The sequence below is a fragment of the Pseudomonas sp. S3_A03 genome (assembly GCF_054668275.1).
Genome location: NZ_CP162753.1, coordinates 1,644,920 through 1,666,251, shown reverse-complemented (window position 1 = coordinate 1,666,251; position 21,332 = coordinate 1,644,920). Strand labels below are relative to the sequence as shown.

The following is a 21,332-nucleotide window of genomic DNA, read 5'->3' as shown; positions in this document are numbered from 1 at the left end:
AAGCGGCAGCACAGCTATCCGTACAGGTACAGCGTTTCGTTTTCCTCTGTAGGAAGTGGCCTATCTTGCCTTCCCTTGCTTGAATCGCCCCGGCGTCGGCAATAGCCTCGGACTTTTCTGAAAAATGAGGCCCTACCCTTGAGTAAGCAAAAAACGGTGTGGCCTACGGATCGCGAAATACGCCTGCGCTTTATTCTCTTCGCGGTAATCGAGACCGCCAGTGCCGAAGGCGTTGCTGCCGAATTGTTATTGCCTGCACACAAGCTGCTGCGCGCCTCGCCAAGCGAGCCGCAGTTGCTTGAGGCACTTGGGCAGATACTCGCGGCAGATGAGATGTATGGTTTCCGGTTTCCCGCGGGCTCGGAGGCGCATGAGCTGATGCAGGGGCTGGAGCTGCCCGGTTAGGTCAATCACTTGCTTGGGGTCAGTGGCGCCGGCGTGACTGTTCGTCGTCTATGCTCAGCTTGCCGGCCACATGGCCGATGCAGTGATGACCACAGCAGGGACGCCACCATGTTCAATCGCCTCTTGAAGAAAAATTTACAGGACCAGGACGACGAGCTTTTTCATTTGCGACAGCTCGTTGCGCAATTTGACCGTGGCAGGCTTTCCATCGCCCTGGATGCGGAGTACCGCATTACGGCGGTCAATGACGCATTCGCGCGGGTGCTTGGTTATCCCCCAGAGCACTTGCAAGGTCGCTTGCTGGGTGAAGTCGTTCCCCCTTACGTCAAGGACTTGCCCTGCTTTCGCAATTTTCACGCAGCGGTTGAGCGCTTTGAACCGGTGACTGACGACTACCGCTATTTGCGCAGCGATGCCAGCCTGGCCTGGCTCAACCTGACCTGGTGCCCGATCAAAGGGCGTGACGGTCGGCTGTCGCATATCCAGGGCTACGGTGCCGATGTGAGCCGTGCCATTGAGCAATCCAAGGAAAACGAGGCGTTCATCAACGCGTTGATCCGCTCGACTGCCGTTATCCAGTTCAAACTGGATGGGACGGTGGTCACCGCCAATACTCAGTTCCTCGACGCCATGGGGTATAGCCTGGATCAGATTGTCGGCAAAAAACACAGCATGTTCTGCAGCCCGCAAGAGGCGGCATCGAGCGGCTACGTTGATTTCTGGCAGACCCTCAATCGTGGAGAGTTTGTCGCCAGCCGCTTCAAGCGGGTGGACAGCCGCGGTAACGATGTATGGCTCGAAGCCACTTACAACCCGGTGCACGACGCAGAAGGCAATCTGTGCAAAGTGGTGAAGTTTGCCAGTGTGGTCACCGGCCAGGTGTTGCGCGAGTCCGAGGTCAAGGCCGCGGCCGGGGTGGCTTACGAAGTGTCGCTGCAAACCGATGTCACGGCCGAGCGCGGCGCGGCCGTTGTACAGAACACGGTACAAACCATGCAAAACATTGCCGTGCAGATGCAATCGGCTACCGGCAGCATCGAAGCACTGGGTAAGCAGTCATTGCTGATCAGCGCGATTGTGCAGACCATCGGGGGTATCGCCGCCCAGACCAACCTGTTGGCGCTCAATGCGGCCATCGAGGCCGCCCGCGCCGGTGAACAGGGGCGGGGCTTTGCGGTCGTGGCCGATGAGGTCAGGCAGTTGGCTAGCCGAACCAGTACGGCAACCGAAGAGATTGTCAGCGTGGTCCAGCAAAACCAGCGTCTCGCCGACGAAGCTATTACCGAGATGTTCAGCAGCCGCGAGCAGGCAGAGCAAGGCTTGACCCTGGCCAACCAGGCCGGCGCGGTGATCACCGAGATCCAGGGGGGCGCCAAACAGGTGGTGAGCGCGGTCGGGCGCTTTGCCAATGAACTGCAATAACGTGCTGGGTTAGATCGTTTGTTTGCTAAAGGGGGCTTCACAGTAGGGGCACTGTTTATTTCGTCAGATATTGAGTGTGCATGCGCGGACTCGATGTAGGACTTAATAAAAAAGCAGCTTGGCGTTGGTGTAGAAAGAAGCGGGTCCGTTAACAAAGCGTGACTTGGTGGGCCGCGTTGGCTTCCCATCACTGTTCGCGTGGTGGGCCAGGCCCTTCATGCCCCCGACTCCCAAGGACCTGCCCATGCTGTTGCGCCAACCTCCGTTGCTGTTTGCCGCCCTGACCTTAAGTTCGCTGGTGCATGCCGAAGACGTGCAACTGGCGCCGCTCGAAGTCACCACGGCCGAGGCCAGTGCCGGCGAAGTGGCCCAGGCGCAGCTGAAGAACGTGCCCGGCGCCACCAATTACATCGACATGAGCAGCGTGCAGCAGGGGCGGGTGAGCACCAACGAAGATGTGTTCAAGTACCAGCCCGGGGTGTACGCCAAGGCGGCGAATAACGAAGGGGTGAAGTTGTCCATTCGCGGTTCGGGCCTGAACCGCAGCCCCGGCGCGCATGCTTCCGGGCTCTATGAGATGTTCGACGGCCTGCCCCTGACCGGGCCTGGCGGCACACCCTACGAACTCAAGGACCCACTGTGGCAGAGCCGCGTAGAAGTGCTGCGTGGCGCCAACGGTTTTGATCAGGGCGCGCTGGCCCTGGGCGGCGCGGTCAACTACGTGACCCGCACGGGTTACGACGCGCCCAAGCTGCAAGTGCGCTATGAGGCCGGCAGCCGTGGTTACGCCCAACGCGAAATCAGCTCGGGCCAGGTACTGGGGGATGCCGATTACTACATCAGCCTGACCGACTCGGAATCCGACGGTTATCAGCACCAGAGCGCCGCCACCGGCAAGGGCGTGGCCGCCAACTTCGGCTACCGCTTCAATCCGAATCTGGAAACCCGCTTCTATTTCCGTTCCCGCGAGACGACCAACGACACCCCCGGCAAACTCACCCGCAGCCAGATCAGCCACGACCCGCGCGCAGCCAACAGCCTTAACGCCAGCCGTGACTCCAAGCGCCTGCAACCGGGATCGACCTGGATCGCCAATAAAACCACCCTGCAACTGGACGACAACTCGCGCCTTGAAGTCGGCCTGGCCTATCACGATTACCCGATGGACCTGCGCGAAGGCACCAACCGCCTTAAAGTCGCCTACACCGACCTCAGCGGCACCCTCAATTACATCCGCCAGGACATGTTGTTCGGCCACGACAGCAAAACCACCGTTGGCCTGCGCACCACCCAGGCGATGCCCAACAATGGCGCGTCGGAATATGTGCGCGTACCTTCTACTGATCCCAAAAAGTACTACGCCCCCGGCACCAAGACCCGCGACTACAGCTACCTGGGCTCCGACACCGTGCTGCACATCGGCAACGAGCTGGAACTGGTGCCGGACCTCTGGCTGACCACCGGCCTGGCCGCGATCTACACGCGCCGCGAAACCCAGGTCACGTACCCTCAAGGCCAGGCGCCGCTCAGCCAGCATGATTGGGACTACGCGCCGCGCATCGGCCTGCGGTATGACGTCAACCCGCAATTGCAGGTGTACGGCAACGTGAGCCGCTCGGTCGAGCCGCCGCATGCGTGGTCGATGATCTGGGGTTCCAACAAATACTTCGCCGGCGGTGCGGCCACGGGGTTGGCGCGAGAAGGTGTCAGTTTGAAAAACCAGACCGCCACCACCCTGGAAATCGGCGGGCGAGGAGAGGCATGGCTTGGCCAATGGGACCTGGCGCTGTACCGCTCCGAAGTACGTCACGAACTGCTCAGCGTGGAAACCCAGCCCCAGACCCCAACCAGCAATGCAATCATCGCCGAATCCAACGCCAGCCCCACCGTGCACCAGGGCGTTGAACTGGGCCTGCTCAGCCCGCTGTGGGACGGCGGCCACCGCGGCATACTCAACCTGCGCCAGGCCTACACCTACAGCGACTTCCACTACCGCGACGACGACCGTTTCGGCGGCAACGCCTTGCCCGGTATCCCCAAGCACTACTACCAGGCGCAACTGCGCTACGACCACCCGACGGGCTTCTACACCAGCCTCAATACCGAGCATGCTTCACGGGTGGCGGTGGACTACGCCAACTCCTACTACGCGGCGCCCTACACCGTTTATGGTGCGACGTTCGGTTACGACGCGCCCCAACAGGCCTGGCAAGCCTGGGTCGACCTGCGCAACCTTGCCAACCGCCGCTACGCCAACACCGTTACACCGGCTTACGACGACAAGGGCGCGGATTTAGCCCGTTCTACACCCGCGGAAGGTCGTGGCATCTACACCGGCGTGTCGTGGAGTTGGCGTTAATCCGGCCCTTGCCCCGTCATCGTTTTACTGGCATTGTTTGCGCAATTGGTAACATTTCCCATTTGAGAAATTTTTGCGCATGCATGACATTCCGGCCGCGCTGGGCGACTCCGTGCGCCAGCAGACCCTTACGGCGATGTACCGCGAGCACCACGGCTGGTTGCATGGCTGGCTGCGCAGAAAACTCGGGTGTTCCCAGCACGCCGCCGACCTGGCGCACGATGCGTTCATTCGTGTGCTGATGCTGGCCGAGCCACAACACATCCAGGAACCTCGGGCCTTCCTGGCCACCACGGCGGGGCGCCTGTTGATCGATGGCGCGCGTCGACGCCGTATCGAAAAAGCCTACATGCAAGCGCTGGCCATCCAGTGTGAAGACGCCGGCATGCCCGACCCGGCCGCGATCCACGTGGCGCTGCAAGCGTTGGAGCGTATCGCGGAAATGCTCGCCGGTTTGCCAGCCAAGGCCCGCGAGGCCTTCCTGTTAAGTCGCCTCGACGGGCTGACCTACAGCGAAATCGCCAGCCGCCTGGGCGTGTCCTCCGGCACCGTCAAAAACTATATTTCCAGCGCCCTGGTGCACTGTTACCACAGCCTGCATGCGGCCGACCCGCTGTGATGAGCTCCGAACAGATCATTGAGCAAGCGGCGAATTGGCTGACACGCCTGCACGACGAAGACGTCACGGACGCCGAGCGCCAGGCTTTCAACACCTGGTGCCAGGCCGATCCGCGTCACGCGGTGGCAATTGAACGCATGCGCGGCCTTTGGTGCAGCCTCGATACCTTGCCCGCGCAGCCGACGCGCGTGGCCCTGAATCGCGCGTTTAGCGCGCAACGCCCACGCAGTGCCCAAGTGTTGGGCTTGCTTGGCGTGTTGCTGTGCGGTTGGTGGGGCCTGGAGCACCTGCCGGTGTGGATGGCCGACCAGCGTACCGGCGTCGGCGAGCGTCGGCAGATCGCCCTCGAAGACGGCAGCCAATTGCAGCTCAACAGCAACTCTGCGGTGGATGTGCAATTCGACGGCCACCAACGGGTCCTCCAATTGCTGCAAGGCGAACTCTGGGTGGACGTGGCCAAGGATGCCCAGCGGCCGTTCGTGGTTCGCACCGACCAGGGCACGGCGACCGCGCTGGGTACGCGTTATCTGGTCAAGCGCGCGGCAGACGGCAGCACGGTGGTCACGGTGATCGAGTCCACCGTGGCGGTCAAAGGTCAAGCGCAGGACGCAGTCAAGGTCACCGCCGGCCAGCGCGCCGTGCTCAAGGATGGCCACGCCATGCCCGCGCAAAACACCGGCAATGCCGACCCGGACGCCTGGACCCGTGGCCTGCTCAAGGTCAACGACCAGCCCCTGAGCGAGGTCTTGCAGACGCTGGCCAGCTACCGTCACGGGGTGGTGCGCTTCGACTCCCAGGCCTTGGGCGATCTGCGTGTGTCCGGCGTGTTCAAGCTGGACGACACGGCGGCGGCGCTGGCGGCCCTGGCGGATAACCTGCCGATCCAGGTGGAGTACTTCACCGACCTGCTGGTGGTGGTCAAGCCGCGCTAACCTTGGCGCAACCGCTTGTACAAGGTGTTGCGACTCACCCCCAACTCGCGCGCCAGGTGGGAGATATTCCCGCCCGCCGCCTTCAGGCGCTCGTTCAGGTCGATGCTGTCATCCAGGTATTCACTGGCAGTTGGCGGCGGGGCCACATTCAAGTCCACAAAAAAATCATCCGGCAGATGCTCCGGGCGGATCGGTTGTTCCTCGGCCATTGCCAGCGCCACCTGCAGCACGCTGCTGACCTGGCGCAAATTCCCCTGGCCATGGATGCTGTTCGAAAAGCGCCAGCACCTCGCTGCTCAGGCCGGCCCATTGGGTCGGTTCGCGGTGTTGCTGCCACAGTTGCTGAAACAGCGCCTGCTTGTCGCTGCGCTCGCGCAAGGGCGGCAACTCCAGCGTCAGGCCGCCGATGCGGTAGTACAAGTCTTCACGGAAGCGCCCGGCCTGCACCCATTCGCGCAGGGCGCGGTTGGTGGCCGAAATAATGCGCAGGTCCACCGCAAACAACTCGCTGCTCCCCACCGGTTGCACGCAACGCTCCTGCAATACGCGCAGCAAGCGGGCCTGGGTCGGCAGCGGCATATCGCCGATCTCGTCGAGAAACAATGTGCCCTTGTCGGCCTTGCGGATCAGGCCGATGCTGCCTTTTTGGTTGGCACCGGTGAACGCACCTTTTTCATAGCCGAACAGTTCCGATTCCACCAGTTCTGCGGGAATCGCCGCACAGTTCACCGCGATAAAGGCCTGCCGGCTGCGGGAACTGGCTTGGTGCAGGGCTTTGACGAACACCTCTTTGCCCACGCCGGTTTCGCCGTGGATCAGCAGCGGGATGTCTTTTTCCAGCAGGCGCTCGGCCTGACGCACGGCTTTTTCCACGCGAACATCGCCGAAATGCAGGGTCTTGAGGCCAATCGCCGCTGGTTTTGGCGCAGCAGGCTCGCTGAACACCCGCGCCTGCACCGGCATTTGCTGGGGGCGTTTCAACACGCACTGGAACCGATTGCGTCCCGCCGCCTGCAACGAAAACGGCAAGCCTTCCGGCTGGTTGAGCAATTCCAGCAATGACACCTTGAACAAACTGTCGATCATCACCCGCGACAGACTGATGCCCAGCAGGTTGTCGGCGCGCCGGTTGGCCGACAGCACCTGGCCGCTTTCATCGAAGATCAACAGGCCGGCCCACTGGCTGTCGAGGTTGCTCAAGCCGGTGTTGAAGGTCAGTTGAAAATGCTCGTCGCGAAACAGGTTGAGGATCAGCCGGTTTTCCACGGTCTGGCTCATCATCTTGACCATGCCCAGGGTGTGGGAGGGCGGCAGGTAGCTGTCGCTGGACACATCCAGCACCGCAATGATTTCACGTTGCGCATCGAAGATCGGCGCCGCCGAGCCGGTCATGAAGCGGTTGGCCTTGAGGAAGTGTTCGTCGTGTTCGATATGCACTGCCTGGGCGCAGGCCAGTGCGGTGCCGATCGCGTTGGTGCCGCTGCAGCGCTCCTTCCAGCTGGCGCCGGCGCTGAAGCCACGGGCCAGTTTAGGCTCGATAAAGCGTTGAGTGCCCCACGACGTCAGCACCTGGCCCTGATTGTCGGCCAGCATGATCAGGCAATTGGAATTACTGAGGATGTTCTCGTAGTAGGGCAGCACCTCCTGGTGGGTGGTCTGCACCAGGGAGTGCTGGCTTTCCAGCAATTGGCTGATGCCCTCGGCCGGCAACTGGTCGAAGCTGGGCGTGCTCTGGTGGTCCAGGCCAAACGCGCGGCAACGGCGCCAGGAGTCCTGAATGATGATGTCGTGGGGCAGCGGTTCGGCCATGGTGACCTTCTTTTTATTGTTATGGGGCTTGCACGATCTACTGGTTGGATCCGGGGCTTGCCCCTCCCAGTTGTGCTCCAGTGCCCATAAAGTGTTGTTCAGAAGTGTTCATTGTCAACCCCCAACCTGTTCAGTTGTTCAGCCAGATTGTTCACTCTCGAACACCGCTTTTACCCCATTTCCTTACGGATCAAGCACCTGCCGTTTTTGGCATGAAATTCGCTCTGACGACTGGCCAGTTTCATTCCAATAATAAAAAGGTCGTGTCATGTCATTGACCCTGGAACATGTCTCCCGCGTCGTCTCCGGCCAAACCTGGATCGACGACGCCACCCTGCGTTTCGAGCCCGGCTCCTTCAACGTATTGCTTGGCCGCACCCTGTCCGGCAAGACCAGCCTGATGCGCCTGATGGCCGGCCTGGACAAGCCCGACAGCGGCCGCATTCTGATGAACGGCGTTGATGTCACCCACAAACCGGTGCGCCTGCGCAACGTCTCGATGGTGTATCAGCAATTCATCAACTACCCGACCATGACCGTGTTTGAAAACATCGCCTCGCCGTTGCGCCAGGCCGGTGTGTCCAACGAGATCATCCAGAGCAAGGTGCAGGAAACCGCCAGGATGCTGCGCATCGAGAAATTTCTCCAGCGCCACCCGCTGGAATTGTCCGGTGGCCAGCAGCAGCGCACGGCCATGGCTCGCGCACTGGTCAAGGATGCCGAGCTGATCCTGTTCGACGAGCCTCTGGTAAACCTGGACTACAAACTGCGCGAAGAGCTGCGTCAGGAAATGCGTGAGCTGTTCCAGGCCCGCCACACCATCGCCATCTATGCCACCACCGAACCCAACGAGGCCCTGGCATTGGGCGGCACCACCACCATCCTTCACGAAGGCCGGGTGATCCAGAGCGGCAAGGCCGCCGAGGTGTACCACCAGCCGCAGACGGTGCTGGCGGCCGAACTGTTTTCCGAACCGCCGATCAACCTGATGCCGGGACGTATCAGCGGCAACGAGGTGAGCTTCGCCAACTTTGTGCACTTCCCGCTGAATGTTGACCTGCGCCCCATCGGCGAAGGCGAATTCCGCTTCGGTGTGCGCCCCAGCCACATCAGCCTGGTGCCGAGTAACGACGACGACCTGGAGTTGGCAGTCACCGTGGAAGTCGCCGAGATCAGCGGCTCGGAAACCTTCCTGCATGTGCGCAGCGAGCACTTCCTGCTGGTGCTGCACTTGCCGGGGGTGCACGAATACGACGTCGACGCGCCGATCCGCGTGTATATCCCCACCCATAAACTGTTTGTGTTCGATGGTCAGGGCCGTTTGGTCCAGGCCCCCGGACGCCGTGTCGCGAGGGTTGCCTGATGGCCGAGATCCACTTGCAGAACCTGGCGCACAGCTACAGCCCTACGCCGAATGGTCCGGAGGACTACGCCATTCGGGAAATGAACCACGTGTGGGAGCAGGGCGGCGCCTACGCATTGCTCGGCCCGTCCGGCTGCGGCAAGTCGACCCTGCTCAATATCATCTCCGGCCTGCTCAGCCCGTCCGAGGGCCAGGTGCTGTTTGACACCCAAGTGGTCAACGACCCAACGCCGGAGAAACGCAATATCGCCCAGGTGTTCCAGTTCCCGGTGGTGTACGACACCATGACGGTGTTCGACAACCTGGCCTTCCCGCTGCGTAACCAGGGCATGGCCGAGGCGAAAATCCACAGCAAAGTGCAGGAAATCGCCGAAGTCCTCGACCTGCAAAACCTGCTGACCAAAAAAGCCCGCAACCTCACCGCCGATGAAAAACAAAAAGTCTCCATGGGCCGCGGCCTGGTGCGCGACGACGTATCGGCGATCCTGTTTGACGAGCCGCTGACGGTGATCGACCCGCACCTGAAGTGGAAGCTGCGGCGCAAGCTCAAGCAGATTCACGAGCAGTTCAATATCACCATGGTCTACGTCACCCACGATCAGCTTGAGGCTTCCACCTTCGCCGACAAGATCGCGGTGATGTACGGCGGGCAGATCGTGCAGTTCGGCACGCCACGGGAACTGTTCGAGCGACCCAGCCACACCTTTGTCGGTTATTTCATCGGCAGCCCTGGGATGAATCTGATCGAAGTGCGGGCCGAGGCGGGCGGGGTGCAATTTGCCGGTACCCATCTGCCGTTGCCCGAGGCGTTGCAGCGACGCATTGCAGCGACGGACTACACCAAGCTGCAGGTGGGCATCCGCCCGGAATTTATCCACGTGTGGGACGAGCATAACCCCGACGCCATGCAGGCCAACGTCACGCACCTGGAAGACCTTGGCACCTACAAGATCATGACCCTCGACCTCGACGGCGCAACGCTCAAAGTGCGCCTGGCCGAAGACAAACCGGTGCCCGAGGGCCAGGCCTCCATCAGCTTTCCCGCGCAATGGCTGATGCTGTATGCCGACGACTACCTGCTGGAGGTGCAGCCATGAACAAGGTGCAGAACAACAAGGCCTGGTGGCTGGTATTGCCGGTATTCCTGCTGGTGGCATTCAGCGCGGTGATCCCGATGATGACCGTGGTCAACTACTCGGTGCAGGACATCTTCGACCAGTCCAGCCGCTACTTCGTCGGTGCCGACTGGTACAAACAAGTGCTGCTCGACCCGCGCCTGCATGACTCGCTGCTGCGCCAGTTCATCTACTCGGCGTGCGTGCTGTTGATCGAAATACCGCTGGGCATCGCCATCGCCCTGACCATGCCCACCAAGGGCCGCTGGTCGTCGCTGGTGCTGATCGTGCTGGCAATTCCGCTGCTGATCCCGTGGAACGTGGTGGGCACCATCTGGCAGATCTTCGGCCGTGCCGATATCGGCCTGCTGGGTTACAGCCTCAACGCCCTGGGCATCAGCTACAACTATGCGGCCAACACCATGGACGCCTGGGTCACCGTGCTGGTGATGGACGTGTGGCACTGGACCTCACTGGTGGCGCTGCTCTGCTACTCGGGCTTGCGCTCCATTCCGGACGTGTACTACCAGGCCGCGCGCATTGATCGGGCCTCCGCCTGGGCGGTGTTCCGACATATCCAACTGCCGAAGATGAAGAGCGTGTTGCTGATCGCGGTGATGCTGCGCTTTATGGACAGCTTCATGATCTACACCGAGCCGTTCGTCCTTACCGGCGGCGGGCCGGGTAACGCCACTACGTTCCTGAGCCAGACATTGACCCAGATGGCCGTAGGCCAATTCGACCTGGGCCCGGCGGCGGCGTTTTCCCTGGTGTACTTCCTGATCATCCTGTTGGTGTCCTGGCTGTTCTACACCGCCATGACCCACTCCGACGCCAACCGCTGAGGCCGCCAACATGAGCAAGCGCAAAGTCATACCGCTGCTGATCTACATCCTGTTCCTGCTGGTGCCGATCTACTGGCTGCTGAACATGTCCTTCAAGAGCAACACCGAAATCCTCGGCGGGCTGACACTGTTTCCGCAGGATTTCACCCTGGCCAACTACAAGGTGATCTTCACCGACCCGAGCTGGTACACCGGCTACCTCAACTCGCTGTACTACGTGAGCCTGAACACGGTGATCTCCCTGACCGTGGCGCTGCCGGCAGCCTATGCCTTCTCGCGCTACCGCTTCCTGGGCGACAAGCACCTGTTCTTCTGGCTGTTGACCAACCGCATGGCGCCGCCGGCGGTGTTCTTGCTGCCGTTCTTCCAGTTGTATTCGTCCATCGGCCTGTTCGATACCCATATCGCGGTGGCCCTGGCGCATTGCCTGTTCAATGTGCCGTTGGCGGTGTGGATTCTGGAAGGTTTCATGTCTGGCGTGCCCAAGGAAATCGACGAAACCGCCTATATTGACGGCTACTCGTTTCCCAAGTTTTTCGTGAAGATTTTCATCCCGTTGATCGGCTCCGGCATCGGCGTCACCGCGTTTTTCTGCTTCATGTTTTCCTGGGTCGAGCTGCTGCTGGCGCGCACGCTGACCTCGGTCAACGCCAAGCCCATCGCGGCGGTCATGACGCGCACGGTGTCGGCATCGGGGATCGATTGGGGCGTGCTGGCGGCGGCGGGGGTGTTGACCATCCTGCCCGGCATGCTGGTGATCTGGTTTGTTCGCAACCACGTGGCCAAGGGCTTTGCCCTGGGCCGGGTCTGAGGAGTCGATGATGGAATGGATGGCCTGGACCACCCCCACTGCACTGTTCTTTGGCGGCATCGCGCTGATTCTGGCGGGCATGACCACCTGGGAACTGCGTTCGCCGAGCATCCCTCGGCGCGGGTTTCTACCGATCAGCACCACCCGTGGTGATCGCCTGTTTATCGGTCTTCTCGGCAGCGCCTACCTGCATTTGCTGGTTATCGGCGTTACCGACTGGAGCATCTGGGTGGCGTCCGCGCTGTCCCTGGTATGGCTGTTGAGCGTGATGCGTTGGGGCTAATGCCCTTATGAATAAACCCCAGGAGGTCTCTATGTTGAATAAAAACAATAAGCTGCGACATAGCATTTCATTGGCCGCCGTACTGGCCCTCAGCGGTTTGAGCGCCACGGCGTGGGCCGATGCGTATGAAGATGCCGCGAAAAAATGGATCGGCAGCGAGTTCAAACCGTCCACTCTCACCGAAGCCCAACAGCTCGAAGAGTTGAAATGGTTTATCAAAGCGTCGGAACCGTTCCGTGGGATGAAGATCAACGTGGTGTCGGAAACCCTCACCACCCACGAGTACGAATCCAAGGTGCTGGCCAAGGCCTTCACGGAAATCACCGGGATCAAGCTGACCCACGACCTGCTGCAGGAAGGCGACGTGGTGGAAAAGCTGCAAACCCAAATGCAGTCCGACAAAAATATCTATGATGGCTGGGTCAACGACTCGGACCTGATCGGCACGCACTTTCGCTACGGCAAGACCGAATCCATCACCGACCTGATGGCTAACGAAGGCAAAGACTTCACCTCGCCGACCCTCGACCTCAAGGACTTTATCGGCCTGTCGTTCACCACCGCGCCGGACGGCAAGATCTACCAGTTGCCCGACCAGCAGTTCGCCAACCTCTACTGGTTCCGCGCCGACTGGTTCGAGCGTCCGGAGCTCAAAGCCAAGTTCAAGGCAAAGTACGGCTACGACCTCGGCGTGCCGGTGAACTGGTCGGCCTATGAAGACATCGCCAAGTTCTTCACCGAAGACGTCAAGGAAATCGACGGCAAGCGTATCTACGGGCACATGGACTACGGCAAGAAAGACCCGTCCCTGGGCTGGCGCTTCACCGATGCGTGGTTCTCCATGGCCGGTGGCGGCGACAAGGGGTTGCCCAACGGCCTGCCGGTGGACGAGTGGGGCATCCGCGTGGAGGACTGCCACCCGGTGGGCTCCAGCGTCACCCGCGGCGGCGACACCAACGGCCCGGCCGCTGTATTTGCCACGCAAAAATACGTGGATTGGATGAAAGCCTACGCGCCACCGGAAGCGGCGGGCATGACCTTCTCCGAATCCGGCCCGGTGCCGTCCCAGGGCAATATCGCCCAGCAGATCTTCTGGTACACCGCGTTTACCGCCGACATGACCAAACCAGGCCTGCCGGTGGTGAACGCCGACGGCACGCCGAAATGGCGCATGGCACCATCGCCTGTCGGACCTTACTGGGAAAAGGGCATGAAGAAGGGCTATCAGGACGTAGGCTCCTGGACCTTCCTCAAGTCGACGCCGGAAAAACAGAAACTCGCGGCTTGGCTGTATGCGCAGTTCGTGACCTCCAAAACCGTGTCGCTGAAGAAAACCATCGTCGGCCTGACGCCGATTCGTGAGTCCGACATCAATTCCCAAGCCATGACCGACATGGCGCCCAAACTCGGCGGCCTGGTGGAGTTCTACCGCAGCCCGGCACGGGTGGAATGGACCCCGACCGGCACCAACGTGCCGGACTACCCGCGCCTGGCGCAACTGTGGTGGAGCAATATCGCCGCCGCCGCCAGCGGCGAAAAAACCCCGCAACAGGCGCTGGACAACCTGGCCAAGGAACAGGACGCGATCATGACGCGCCTGGAACGCTCCAAGGTGCAACCGGTGTGTGGCCCGAAAATGAACCCCGAGCGTGACGCGCAATACTGGTTCGACCAACCGGGTGCGCCGAAGCCGAAACTGGCCAACGAGAAGCCTAAAGGCGAGACGGTGACCTACAGCGACCTGCTCAAATCGTGGGAGGCGGCGCGTAAGTAAACGCGGCGGGAAAGGCCTGAATGGCACGCTAGCGTGCCGTTCAGGCCAAGTTGCTGGCTTGGAGAAGCTGGCAGAAATCTAAATGTGGGAGCAACTGTCTGGATGACCCTAACGTTGGCATCGCTTTTTAAGACAGCCAAGCTCCCACAGCTCTCAAGCCGTGTGACCTTCAACCACACATCGCTGCCGATTTAGGCTAGCCGCCGTAAATGAGCCCGATGCCCTTAACTGAGCAGGCGTTCGACCTTTTCGCGGTCTAGCCTGTTGACGCTTTCGCGAATCAGCTGCTCTATCGCGTTCACAGCCTTGCTCAAGTAGTCGATATGGCTCTGCAAAGCCGGTTACTTCGCCGCAGGAGGCTGTTTTCAGGCGCCTTTTGTTATCGTCCCTCTGCTGAGCGAAGGTAAGCGTCCGGGGAAGTCATCTATCCGATCCCTGTGATGACTGGATGTGTACGGCAACGTCTTTCAGCACGCTTTTGCTTAGGTATTCACCCCTCCCTAACCCGCAAAAACTATATTCGCTAGCTCTTAAATCACTGTCGATTTCTCGGTGGAGACGTCGCTGCAGTCAGCTTACGATAGCGCGATCTGCACCTGTCTTCTCTCACCGGGGTACCACTGAATGACGCCACTAAGTGCGGTTTTCCGCAAACTTCACCCAGCTAATTTGTTGGTACTCGCCAACGTGAGCGATGCTGGCAGCGCACGTATGGTCGAAAGTGTTGGGAGTAAGGCAATCGCGACCAGCAGCGCCGCCGTTGCTTGGGCGCATGGATACCAAGATGGCAATCAACTTCCCCTAAAACTGCTGACTACTACAGTTGAGTCAATGGTTCGAGTGCTTACAGTTCCCCTCACGGTCGATGTCGAAGGGGGCTATTGCGACGACCTCGCCGCTGTTTCCCGCATCTCGAAAGCGATTTTTACACCCATTCGATGACGAGGCTACGGTCTATGAGATCTTACAATCACGCTCTTCCGCCCAGAAGCGAGATGGTGAATGCGATGCTATGCAGTGATACCGCCTATGAGGGCGTTTTTTTCACTGCTGTCAAAACTACAGGTATTTTTTGCCGCCCTACATGTAGTGCACGTAAGCCAAAGCCCGAGAATGTAGAGTTTTTTTCGCAGGCTAACGAAGCGATGGCAGCAGGTTATCGGCCTTGCTTACGATGCAAGCCATTGGATCTCGCAGCTTGCGCGCCAGATTGGGTCAAGGCGCTACTGGCCTCTGTATCTGCATCACCTGACGCTCGCTGGAGTGATGCTGACCTAACTACGCGTGGTATCGATCCGTTACGCTTACGCAGGTGGTTCAAACAAAATTTTGGCATGACTTTTCATGCATGGATCCGTTCTAGAAGGCTCGGTGTTGCCCTAGGCCGGATTTCTTCGGGCGAAACGCTGGATAACACCGCATTTGACTTAGGGTACGAGTCATTGAGTGGCTTTAGAGATGCTTTCAAAAAAACATTTCAGATGCCCCCTGGTAAGGCAGCTGAAACGTCGCTCCTGCTATATCGCCATTTGACTACACCGTTGGGCCCAATGATCGCCATGGCAGAGGAGCGAGGTTTGGTACTCCTCGAATTTCTTGACCGCCCGGCCCTAACCGCTGAATTAAACGAACTGCGTGGGCGTCATGGGTATTCAATCGCACCTGGTGAGCATGTCTACATCAAGCAGATCGAAGTTCAATTAAAACTTTATTTTGATGGAAAGCTAAAAAGGTTTTCAGTACCGCTCCATATGCCAGGCAGCTCTTTTGACAGGCTTGTGTGGGCAGAGCTTCTAAAAATCGACTATGGAACTATTTCAAGCTACGGTGCCATCGCTAGGGGCATCGGTAAGCCAGGTGCAAGCCAAGCAGTGGGCAATGCAAATGGACACAATCGCTTATCCATTGTCGTCCCCTGTCACCGTGTCATAGCGACAAATGGTGCACTCGCCGGATATGGCGGAGGACAGCCCCGGAAAGAGTTTTTACTGCATTTGGAAAAAACTGCTTTGCAGATGACTCAACAGAACGAACTCCTGTTGAGTTAGTTGCTAGTCAGAATATACGCAGACACAAAGACTCCTCAGCGCGTCTTTTGTAAAGCTCCTTGGGTGTCGACCTTGGGCATCAACTGCGCAGCCAGTGTGCGTAGTTGTTCGGGGTCGAGTTCGACCGTAACCGTCCGAGCAACACATCTTCCTGATGCCATCGGTTAAGGCGATGGTGTCCACCTAAATTTAAGTGGACACCATTTTTAGCCTTTTTAAGCGGACGCCCATGCCACAAGAACGCCGTTCCTATTCCAAGTCCTTCAAGGCCCAGGTCATTACTGAGTGCGCCCATCCTGACACTTCAATTGCCAATGTCGCCTTGACCCACAACCTCAATGCAAACCTCGTCCATAAATGGATTCGGGTGCATGCGCAGAAAAACCTGGCACTGCAAACTGCCTTCATCCCGGTCAAGACTTCGCCGCCGGTGCCGATGCATCAGGCCCTTCCTGCCACGATCCGAATCGAAGTGCCGCATCCAAAAGGTGTAGTCGTGGTGAGTTGGCCAGCAGAAAATGCAGCGGCGTGTTCTGCTTTCCTACGAGACCTGCTGCGATGATCCGCGTCGATTCCATCTGGCTCGCCACCGAGCCCATGGACATGCGCGCCGGCACTGAAACCGCGCTCGCACGAGTCGTGGCGGTGTTCGGTGCGGCGAAGCCGCACTGTGCCTATCTGTTCGCCAACCGCCGCGCCAATCGAATGAAAGTGCTGGTGCATGACGGCGTGGGGATTTGGCTTGCCGCCCGGCGTTTGAATCAAGGACGCTTCTTCTGGCCGGGTGTGCGACACGGCTCCGAAGTTGAGTTGGATGCCGAGCAACTTCAGGCCCTGGTGCTCGGTTTACCTTGGCAGCGCGTCGGTGCAGGCGGAATCATCTCGATGCTTTAACATCTGCCATGGCGTGCTTGCCAGCGCAATTGGCCCATCAGTCTATCGTCGCCATCAGCCCTCTCTGGCAAAATCGGCGGCATGACTTTGCATCCAAATCTCGATCAATTAAACCCTGAACAACTGCGTGCCCTGGCGGCGCAGTTGATCCAGCGCGTCGAGACAATGGACAAGCAAATCACTCATCACAAGTCGGTCAAGGAGAAACTGGCCCACGAGATCGCGCTGCTCAAACGCTTCAAGTTTGCCAAGCGCAGCGAGCAGTTGAGCCCGGATCAAGCCAGCCTGCTCGACGACTTGATCGATACGGATATCGCCGCTATCGAAGCCGAACTTGAGGCTCTGCAACCGGCACCTGTCGAAGCCAAAGTGCGCCAGCAACCCAAGCGCGCACCGCTGCCACCGCAGTTTCCTCGCACACTGATCCATCACGAACCGGACAACAGCCACTGCCAGTGCGGCTGCGCCCTCAAGCGCATCGGCGAAGACGCCAGCGAAAAGCTCGACTACACGCCCGGCGTATTCACCGTCGAGCGTCACATCCGTGGAAAGTGGGCCTGCGAGCAGTGTGAAACGCTAATCCAGGCGCCGGTACCGGCGCACGTCATCGACAAAGGCGTCCCGACCGCAGGCCTGCTGGCCCACATCATGGTGGCCAAGTTCGCCGACCATCTGCCGCTGTATCGCCAAGAGAAAATCTTCGGCCGCGCCGGGCTGCCCATCGCCCGTTCGACACTGGCGCAGTGGGTGGGTCAAACCGGCGTACAACTGCAACCGCTCGTGGAAGCACTGCGCGAGGCAGTGCTGGCCCAGCGAGTCGTCCATGCCGATGAAACACCCGTGCAGATGCTGGCACCGGGTGAAAAGAAACGCACCGAGCGTATGTCTGGGCCTACTGCACGACACCATTCTCGGCACTGAAGGCGGTAGTCTACGACTTCAGCCCGAGCCGTGCTGGCGAACATGCGCGCAACTTCCTGGGCACTTGGAACGGCAAGCTGGTCTGCGATGGCTTCGCAGGCTACAAGGCCGGCTTCGAAGGGGGCATCACCGAAATCGGCTGCATGGCCCATGCTCGCCGCAAGTTCTTCGACCTGCATGTGGCGAACAAAAGCCAACTGGCCGAACAGGCGCTGCACTCAATCGGCGGCCTATACGAGGTTGAACGAAAGGCCAAAGAGATGAGCGATGAAGATCGCTGGCGATTACGTCAAGAAATGGCGATTCCTATCGCGGAGAAGTTGCATGAGTGGATGCTGGCTCAGCGCGAACTTGTGCCCGAGGGCTCGGCCACAGCCAAGGCTCTGGATTACAGCCTGAAACGCTGGGTAGCGCTGACGCGCTACCTCAATGATGGTGCTGTGCCCATCGACAACAATCGGGTCGAAAATACGATCCGGCCTTGGGCCCTTGGCCGTTCGAATTGGCTCTTCGCCGGATCACTGCGCAGCGGTAAACGAGCGGCGGCAATTATGAGCTTGATTCAATCGGCACGCATGAATGGGCATGATCCGTTCGCGTATCTCAAGGATGTACTGACGCGGTTGCCGACACAGAGGGCCAGTGCAATTGACCAATTACTACCGCATCAATGGGCACAGGGCTCCTAACACGCTATGAGCTACATTCAGTCCGACGCGTCTGAATCTAATGGTGTCGATGGAGGTATTTGCCATGCGGGTTTTTTGTCATCCTGACTGTCGAAAATACGCCGCGCCTTGCGGAAATCCTCAACGTTCTCGACAACCCAAGTCCAGATAGGTGACATGCGGATCAACAGTCCCATACCCAGCGGCGTCAGCTCATACTCGACACGTGGCGGAATCTCACCGAACTCCCGCCGAACCACTAGCCCATCCCGCTCCATGGAGCGTAGCGTCTTGGTTAACATCCGCTGAGTCACCCCAGCCATCTGCCTTTTTTATTTCGGCATGGCGCATCGTGCCGTAAACCCCCAGGGCATGCAGAATACCTAACGACCAGCGGCTACCTGCGTGAGCAAGCACTTCTCGTCTGACGCCATCATCGTCTTCTCTAAGCGTTCGGCAAATTGTTTCTGCCTGGCTGAGAGCCTCCTGATCGGTCATTTCATTCTCTGGTATCACAGGTGTGCCTTCTTACGAACGTTGCCTAATCGTGCAAGCATTTGTTCATCTTACAGGCAACAGGTCTCAGGAGAAATCATGACCGAAGCGACCCAGCTTTCCCCCCAATCCATTCTCGTTCTAGGCGCCGGTGAGCTTGGGCTGCCGGTTCTGCGCAATCTTGCGCGAGTAGCAAAGCGCGCGCCCGGCTCCACAATCAGCGTCCTGCTCAGGGATTCGACCATCAACACTCAGGTGCCCGAGAAAAAGGTCGAAATCGATGAGCTTCGAGATCTTGGCATCCAGATGGTGGCCGCAGATCTCGTGAATAATTCAATCGATCAGTTGGCTGAAGTGTTCGCACGGTTCGATACCGTAATAGGCTGCGCAGGCATGGTTGCAGGCCGGGAAACCCCGATGAAGCTGGCTACAGCAGCTCTCAAGTCCGGTGTGAAGCGCTACTTTCCTTGGCAGTTTGGTGTCGACTTCGAGGTAATCGGTCGGGGCAGTCCTCAAGATCTGTTCGATGCTCAGCTTGATGTACGCGAATTGCTTCGCGCCCAGGATAAAACTGAATGGGTAATCATCTCGACGGGTATGTTCACCAGCTTTCTATTCGAGCCAGTATTCGAGGTGGTTGACTTCGAAAACGATACCGTGAACGCGCTAGGCAGTCTTGAGACCAGCGTGACGCTCACGACTCCAGAAGACATTGGTGCGTTGACAGCGGAAATTGTTTTCTTCGAACCTCGCTTCCGCGATCAGATTGTGTACCTCTCGGGAGATACAGTGACGTACGGAGAGGTTGCGAGCCTCCTCGAACGTGTACTGGGTCGCCCGTTCAAACGTAACGTGTGGACTGTTCCGTACTTGCTCCAAGAATTGGAGAGAGACCCAACGCATCACATCAAGAAGTACCGCGCTGTGTTCGCCCAGGGCAGAGGCGTGGCCTGGCCTAAAGCAGGCACTTTCAACGCGCAGCAGTCGACTCAAGTCACGACCGCTGAGGAGTGGGCCCGTGCAAATCTGGCAACCTCATCAGCATAAGGGCAGTAGCTGAACGAACGTTCTCGCGCTCGGAGTTGACCTGCTAAAAAGCTCCTCAGTCTGATAATGGGCGCTGATAACCGAAGCTAAGGCGCGGAGAATGGGTCTGGTAATCCAAGACGACCGAATCTTTATCTTATCCGCACCATCTGCCGAGGTCTGAGGCGTCCCACTTCACTATCTATTGAGTTTTCTAAGCGCGAATTCCGAACCACGGTGACTTAACCAAGCGCTTACTAAAGCCTTGCAAATGAGCGTGGTTTTGAGGAGCACGGGGGAGAATGGTGTGGTCAAGGTGTGTCTGCCGGACGCTTACGTTCGACCTCCGTCCCACGATGGACGCCTGGCCAATGAAACTAACCTTGGTTCAAGCGCCATCCCGCAAGCCGCATAGCTCAAGCGTTTGAAGTTTGCCAAGCGCAGTGAGCAGATGAGTCCTGATCAGGCCGGCCTGCTTGACCTGATCGATACTGATATCGCGGTGATTGAGGCCGAGCTATTAGATAACACGAAGCTCTAACCATTTACGGTAAAAGCTTGTAGCACGACCGCAAAAAAGACCTACGGTAAATCCCGATACAGTGCAGGCGATTAAGAGGATTTGGACATCATTCGAGCGCTCGGGATGAACGGCTGCTTGATAGCCAATAAAATATCTCACGGCAAAGAAAAGCAGGTATATCGCGAGAATTTTCCAAGTCCCCGGCACGACAAGTCGCCTTCCGGTATCGTCAAGAGTTAGGCAACGCGTAGGGAACAACAATAATGCAGTGGCGCTCCCTACAGCTATACCTGTTAACCACGCGCTTAACGTCATCGTGAGATGACCGCTGTAGTTAAGTGAAAAAAGTGACCAAAATACAAAGATACAAGGTGTAATAAGCAGAAAGGTCGGGCTCTCTCGGGTAGGCCGTAGAGCTTTGACTCCGTAATAACAGATCAGTAGAAAAACGCCGAAAACCCAGAGGGGGGTACCTTGTAGAATTTCAAGCATCGCCTTTGGAGTCCTTGTCACTCTTTCGTGACTTTATGCTTACATTGGCTTGGGGGCGCAGTCACGTAAAAGCTTGTCTGGGAGCTAGCGCGCTGAGAGTATTAATGGATTTCGTAGCGCGATGTTAACCGACAACCAAACAGACAAACAGACGCGTTTAAGGCCTCGTCAAGGCGTATTCACCACCCGCTTACCGTTAGCGCAATTTACCCCAACGTCAACCTGATGAACTCGAGCTTCAAGGCTGTCCTTGGAAACATCAATGCCTGGTGAATAGGAAAACATAGCCAAACCCACTTGCTCCCGATGGCTGCTTGTCAGGCGCCTATTTTTTGGATCTGACCGAGTACATATCCGTTGCTGCGGTAACGGCTGATATGGGTTCCGCTTTTACAGCGGCTCACTTTTGAAAAGCGCAAAAGTAAGCAAAACGCTCTTGCCCCAACACTCGGCACCTCGCCCAGGCTCGGTGTGCCCGTAATCCGACATTGATTTGAGGGGCCGCCACCACGCGCCATTCATGGCGCG

General features: G+C 58.6%; 16 protein-coding genes and 4 pseudogenes. 17 read left to right on the top strand and 3 right to left on the bottom strand.

From position 1 onward, the window contains the following. Positions 1 to 138: 138 nt before the first annotated feature. The 5 genes from AB4O25_RS07415 to AB4O25_RS07395 all read left to right on the top strand — a co-directional run bounded on the left by AB4O25_RS07415 (position 139) and on the right by AB4O25_RS07395 (position 5,737). Positions 139 to 405, top strand: coding sequence for a hypothetical protein (locus AB4O25_RS07415; RefSeq protein ID WP_116077878.1), 267 nt, complete (start codon positions 139 to 141; stop codon positions 403 to 405). Positions 406 to 513: 108 nt separating this feature from the next. Further along, entirely contained in the window at positions 514 to 1,827 is a 1,314-nt protein-coding gene (locus AB4O25_RS07410) for a methyl-accepting chemotaxis protein (RefSeq protein WP_017527234.1), read from the top strand. 244 nt (positions 1,828 to 2,071) lie between these two features. Continuing rightward, positions 2,072 to 4,186, top strand: a complete 2,115-nt coding sequence (locus tag AB4O25_RS07405) for a TonB-dependent receptor family protein (protein WP_460150952.1) — start codon at positions 2,072 to 2,074, stop codon at positions 4,184 to 4,186. Between the two features lie 79 nt (positions 4,187 to 4,265). Next, complete coding sequence (locus AB4O25_RS07400; RefSeq protein ID WP_017527236.1) at positions 4,266 to 4,805, top strand: sigma-70 family RNA polymerase sigma factor; 540 nt, start codon at positions 4,266 to 4,268, stop codon at positions 4,803 to 4,805. Beyond that, complete coding sequence (locus AB4O25_RS07395) at positions 4,805 to 5,737, top strand: FecR family protein (protein ID WP_065877378.1); 933 nt, start codon at positions 4,805 to 4,807, stop codon at positions 5,735 to 5,737. Before AB4O25_RS07400 ends, AB4O25_RS07395 begins: the two co-directional genes overlap by 1 nt. Here AB4O25_RS07395 and AB4O25_RS07390 read toward each other — a convergent pair. Then, a pseudogene (locus tag AB4O25_RS07390) lies at positions 5,734 to 7,546 on the bottom strand (sigma-54-dependent Fis family transcriptional regulator). The gene AB4O25_RS07395 and the pseudogene AB4O25_RS07390 overlap by 4 nt on opposite strands. Positions 7,547 to 7,814: 268 nt before the next feature. Here AB4O25_RS07390 and AB4O25_RS07385 point away from each other — a divergent pair. The 11 genes and pseudogenes from AB4O25_RS07385 (at position 7,815) to tnpC (ending at position 18,289) form a co-directional block, all read left to right on the top strand. Then, positions 7,815 to 8,909 carry an ABC transporter ATP-binding protein gene (locus AB4O25_RS07385; protein ID WP_065877376.1) on the top strand — a complete coding sequence of 365 codons (1,095 nt, stop codon included), beginning with the start codon at positions 7,815 to 7,817 and terminating at the stop codon, positions 8,907 to 8,909. Next, on the top strand, positions 8,909 to 10,006 hold the full coding sequence (locus AB4O25_RS07380) for an ABC transporter ATP-binding protein (RefSeq protein WP_460150711.1): 1,098 nt from the start codon (positions 8,909 to 8,911) through the stop codon (positions 10,004 to 10,006). The genes AB4O25_RS07385 and AB4O25_RS07380 overlap by 1 nt, the downstream gene beginning before the upstream one ends. After that, a complete protein-coding gene (locus tag AB4O25_RS07375; RefSeq protein ID WP_460150710.1) occupies positions 10,003 to 10,869 on the top strand; it encodes a carbohydrate ABC transporter permease in 867 nt (288 codons plus the stop codon). Before AB4O25_RS07380 ends, AB4O25_RS07375 begins: the two co-directional genes overlap by 4 nt. Positions 10,870 to 10,879: 10 nt before the next feature. Beyond that, a complete protein-coding gene (locus tag AB4O25_RS07370; RefSeq protein WP_017735079.1) occupies positions 10,880 to 11,680 on the top strand; it encodes a carbohydrate ABC transporter permease in 801 nt (266 codons plus the stop codon). Between the two features lie 10 nt (positions 11,681 to 11,690). Further along, positions 11,691 to 11,963, top strand: a complete 273-nt coding sequence (locus tag AB4O25_RS07365; RefSeq protein WP_003232363.1) for a DUF2160 domain-containing protein — start codon at positions 11,691 to 11,693, stop codon at positions 11,961 to 11,963. A 31-nt stretch (positions 11,964 to 11,994) separates the two neighbouring features. Then, on the top strand, positions 11,995 to 13,737 hold the full coding sequence (locus AB4O25_RS07360) for an ABC transporter substrate-binding protein (protein WP_460150709.1): 1,743 nt from the start codon (positions 11,995 to 11,997) through the stop codon (positions 13,735 to 13,737). Positions 13,738 to 14,361: 624 nt separating this feature from the next. Beyond that, a pseudogene (locus AB4O25_RS07355) lies at positions 14,362 to 14,661 on the top strand (isocitrate lyase/phosphoenolpyruvate mutase family protein); the annotation flags it as partial. 32 nt (positions 14,662 to 14,693) lie between these two features. After that, entirely contained in the window at positions 14,694 to 15,785 is a 1,092-nt protein-coding gene (locus AB4O25_RS07350; protein ID WP_026067219.1) for a bifunctional transcriptional activator/DNA repair enzyme AdaA, read from the top strand. 229 nt (positions 15,786 to 16,014) lie between these two features. Then, entirely contained in the window at positions 16,015 to 16,347 is a 333-nt protein-coding gene (gene tnpA / locus AB4O25_RS07345) for an IS66-like element accessory protein TnpA (protein WP_003173944.1), read from the top strand. Beyond that, positions 16,344 to 16,679, top strand: a complete 336-nt coding sequence (gene tnpB / locus AB4O25_RS07340) for an IS66 family insertion sequence element accessory protein TnpB (protein ID WP_003177794.1) — start codon at positions 16,344 to 16,346, stop codon at positions 16,677 to 16,679. Before tnpA ends, tnpB begins: the two co-directional genes overlap by 4 nt. An 81-nt stretch (positions 16,680 to 16,760) precedes the next feature. Then, positions 16,761 to 18,289 (top strand): annotated as a pseudogene (gene tnpC / locus AB4O25_RS07335) (IS66 family transposase). Positions 18,290 to 18,306: 17 nt separating this feature from the next. Here the strand turns inward: tnpC and AB4O25_RS07330 are convergent. Continuing rightward, positions 18,307 to 18,766: pseudogene (locus tag AB4O25_RS07330) on the bottom strand (winged helix-turn-helix transcriptional regulator). A gap of 96 nt (positions 18,767 to 18,862) precedes the next feature. Here AB4O25_RS07330 and AB4O25_RS07325 point away from each other — a divergent pair. Beyond that, complete coding sequence (locus tag AB4O25_RS07325) at positions 18,863 to 19,810, top strand: aromatic alcohol reductase (RefSeq protein ID WP_108538180.1); 948 nt, start codon at positions 18,863 to 18,865, stop codon at positions 19,808 to 19,810. Between the two features lie 499 nt (positions 19,811 to 20,309). On the opposite strand, the gene AB4O25_RS07320 is transcribed toward AB4O25_RS07325, so the two are convergent. After that, positions 20,310 to 20,804: a DUF6622 family protein gene (locus AB4O25_RS07320; RefSeq protein ID WP_460150708.1), complete on the bottom strand. Its 495-nt coding sequence runs from the start codon at positions 20,802 to 20,804 to the stop codon at positions 20,310 to 20,312. Between the last annotated feature and the right edge of the window lie 528 nt (positions 20,805 to 21,332).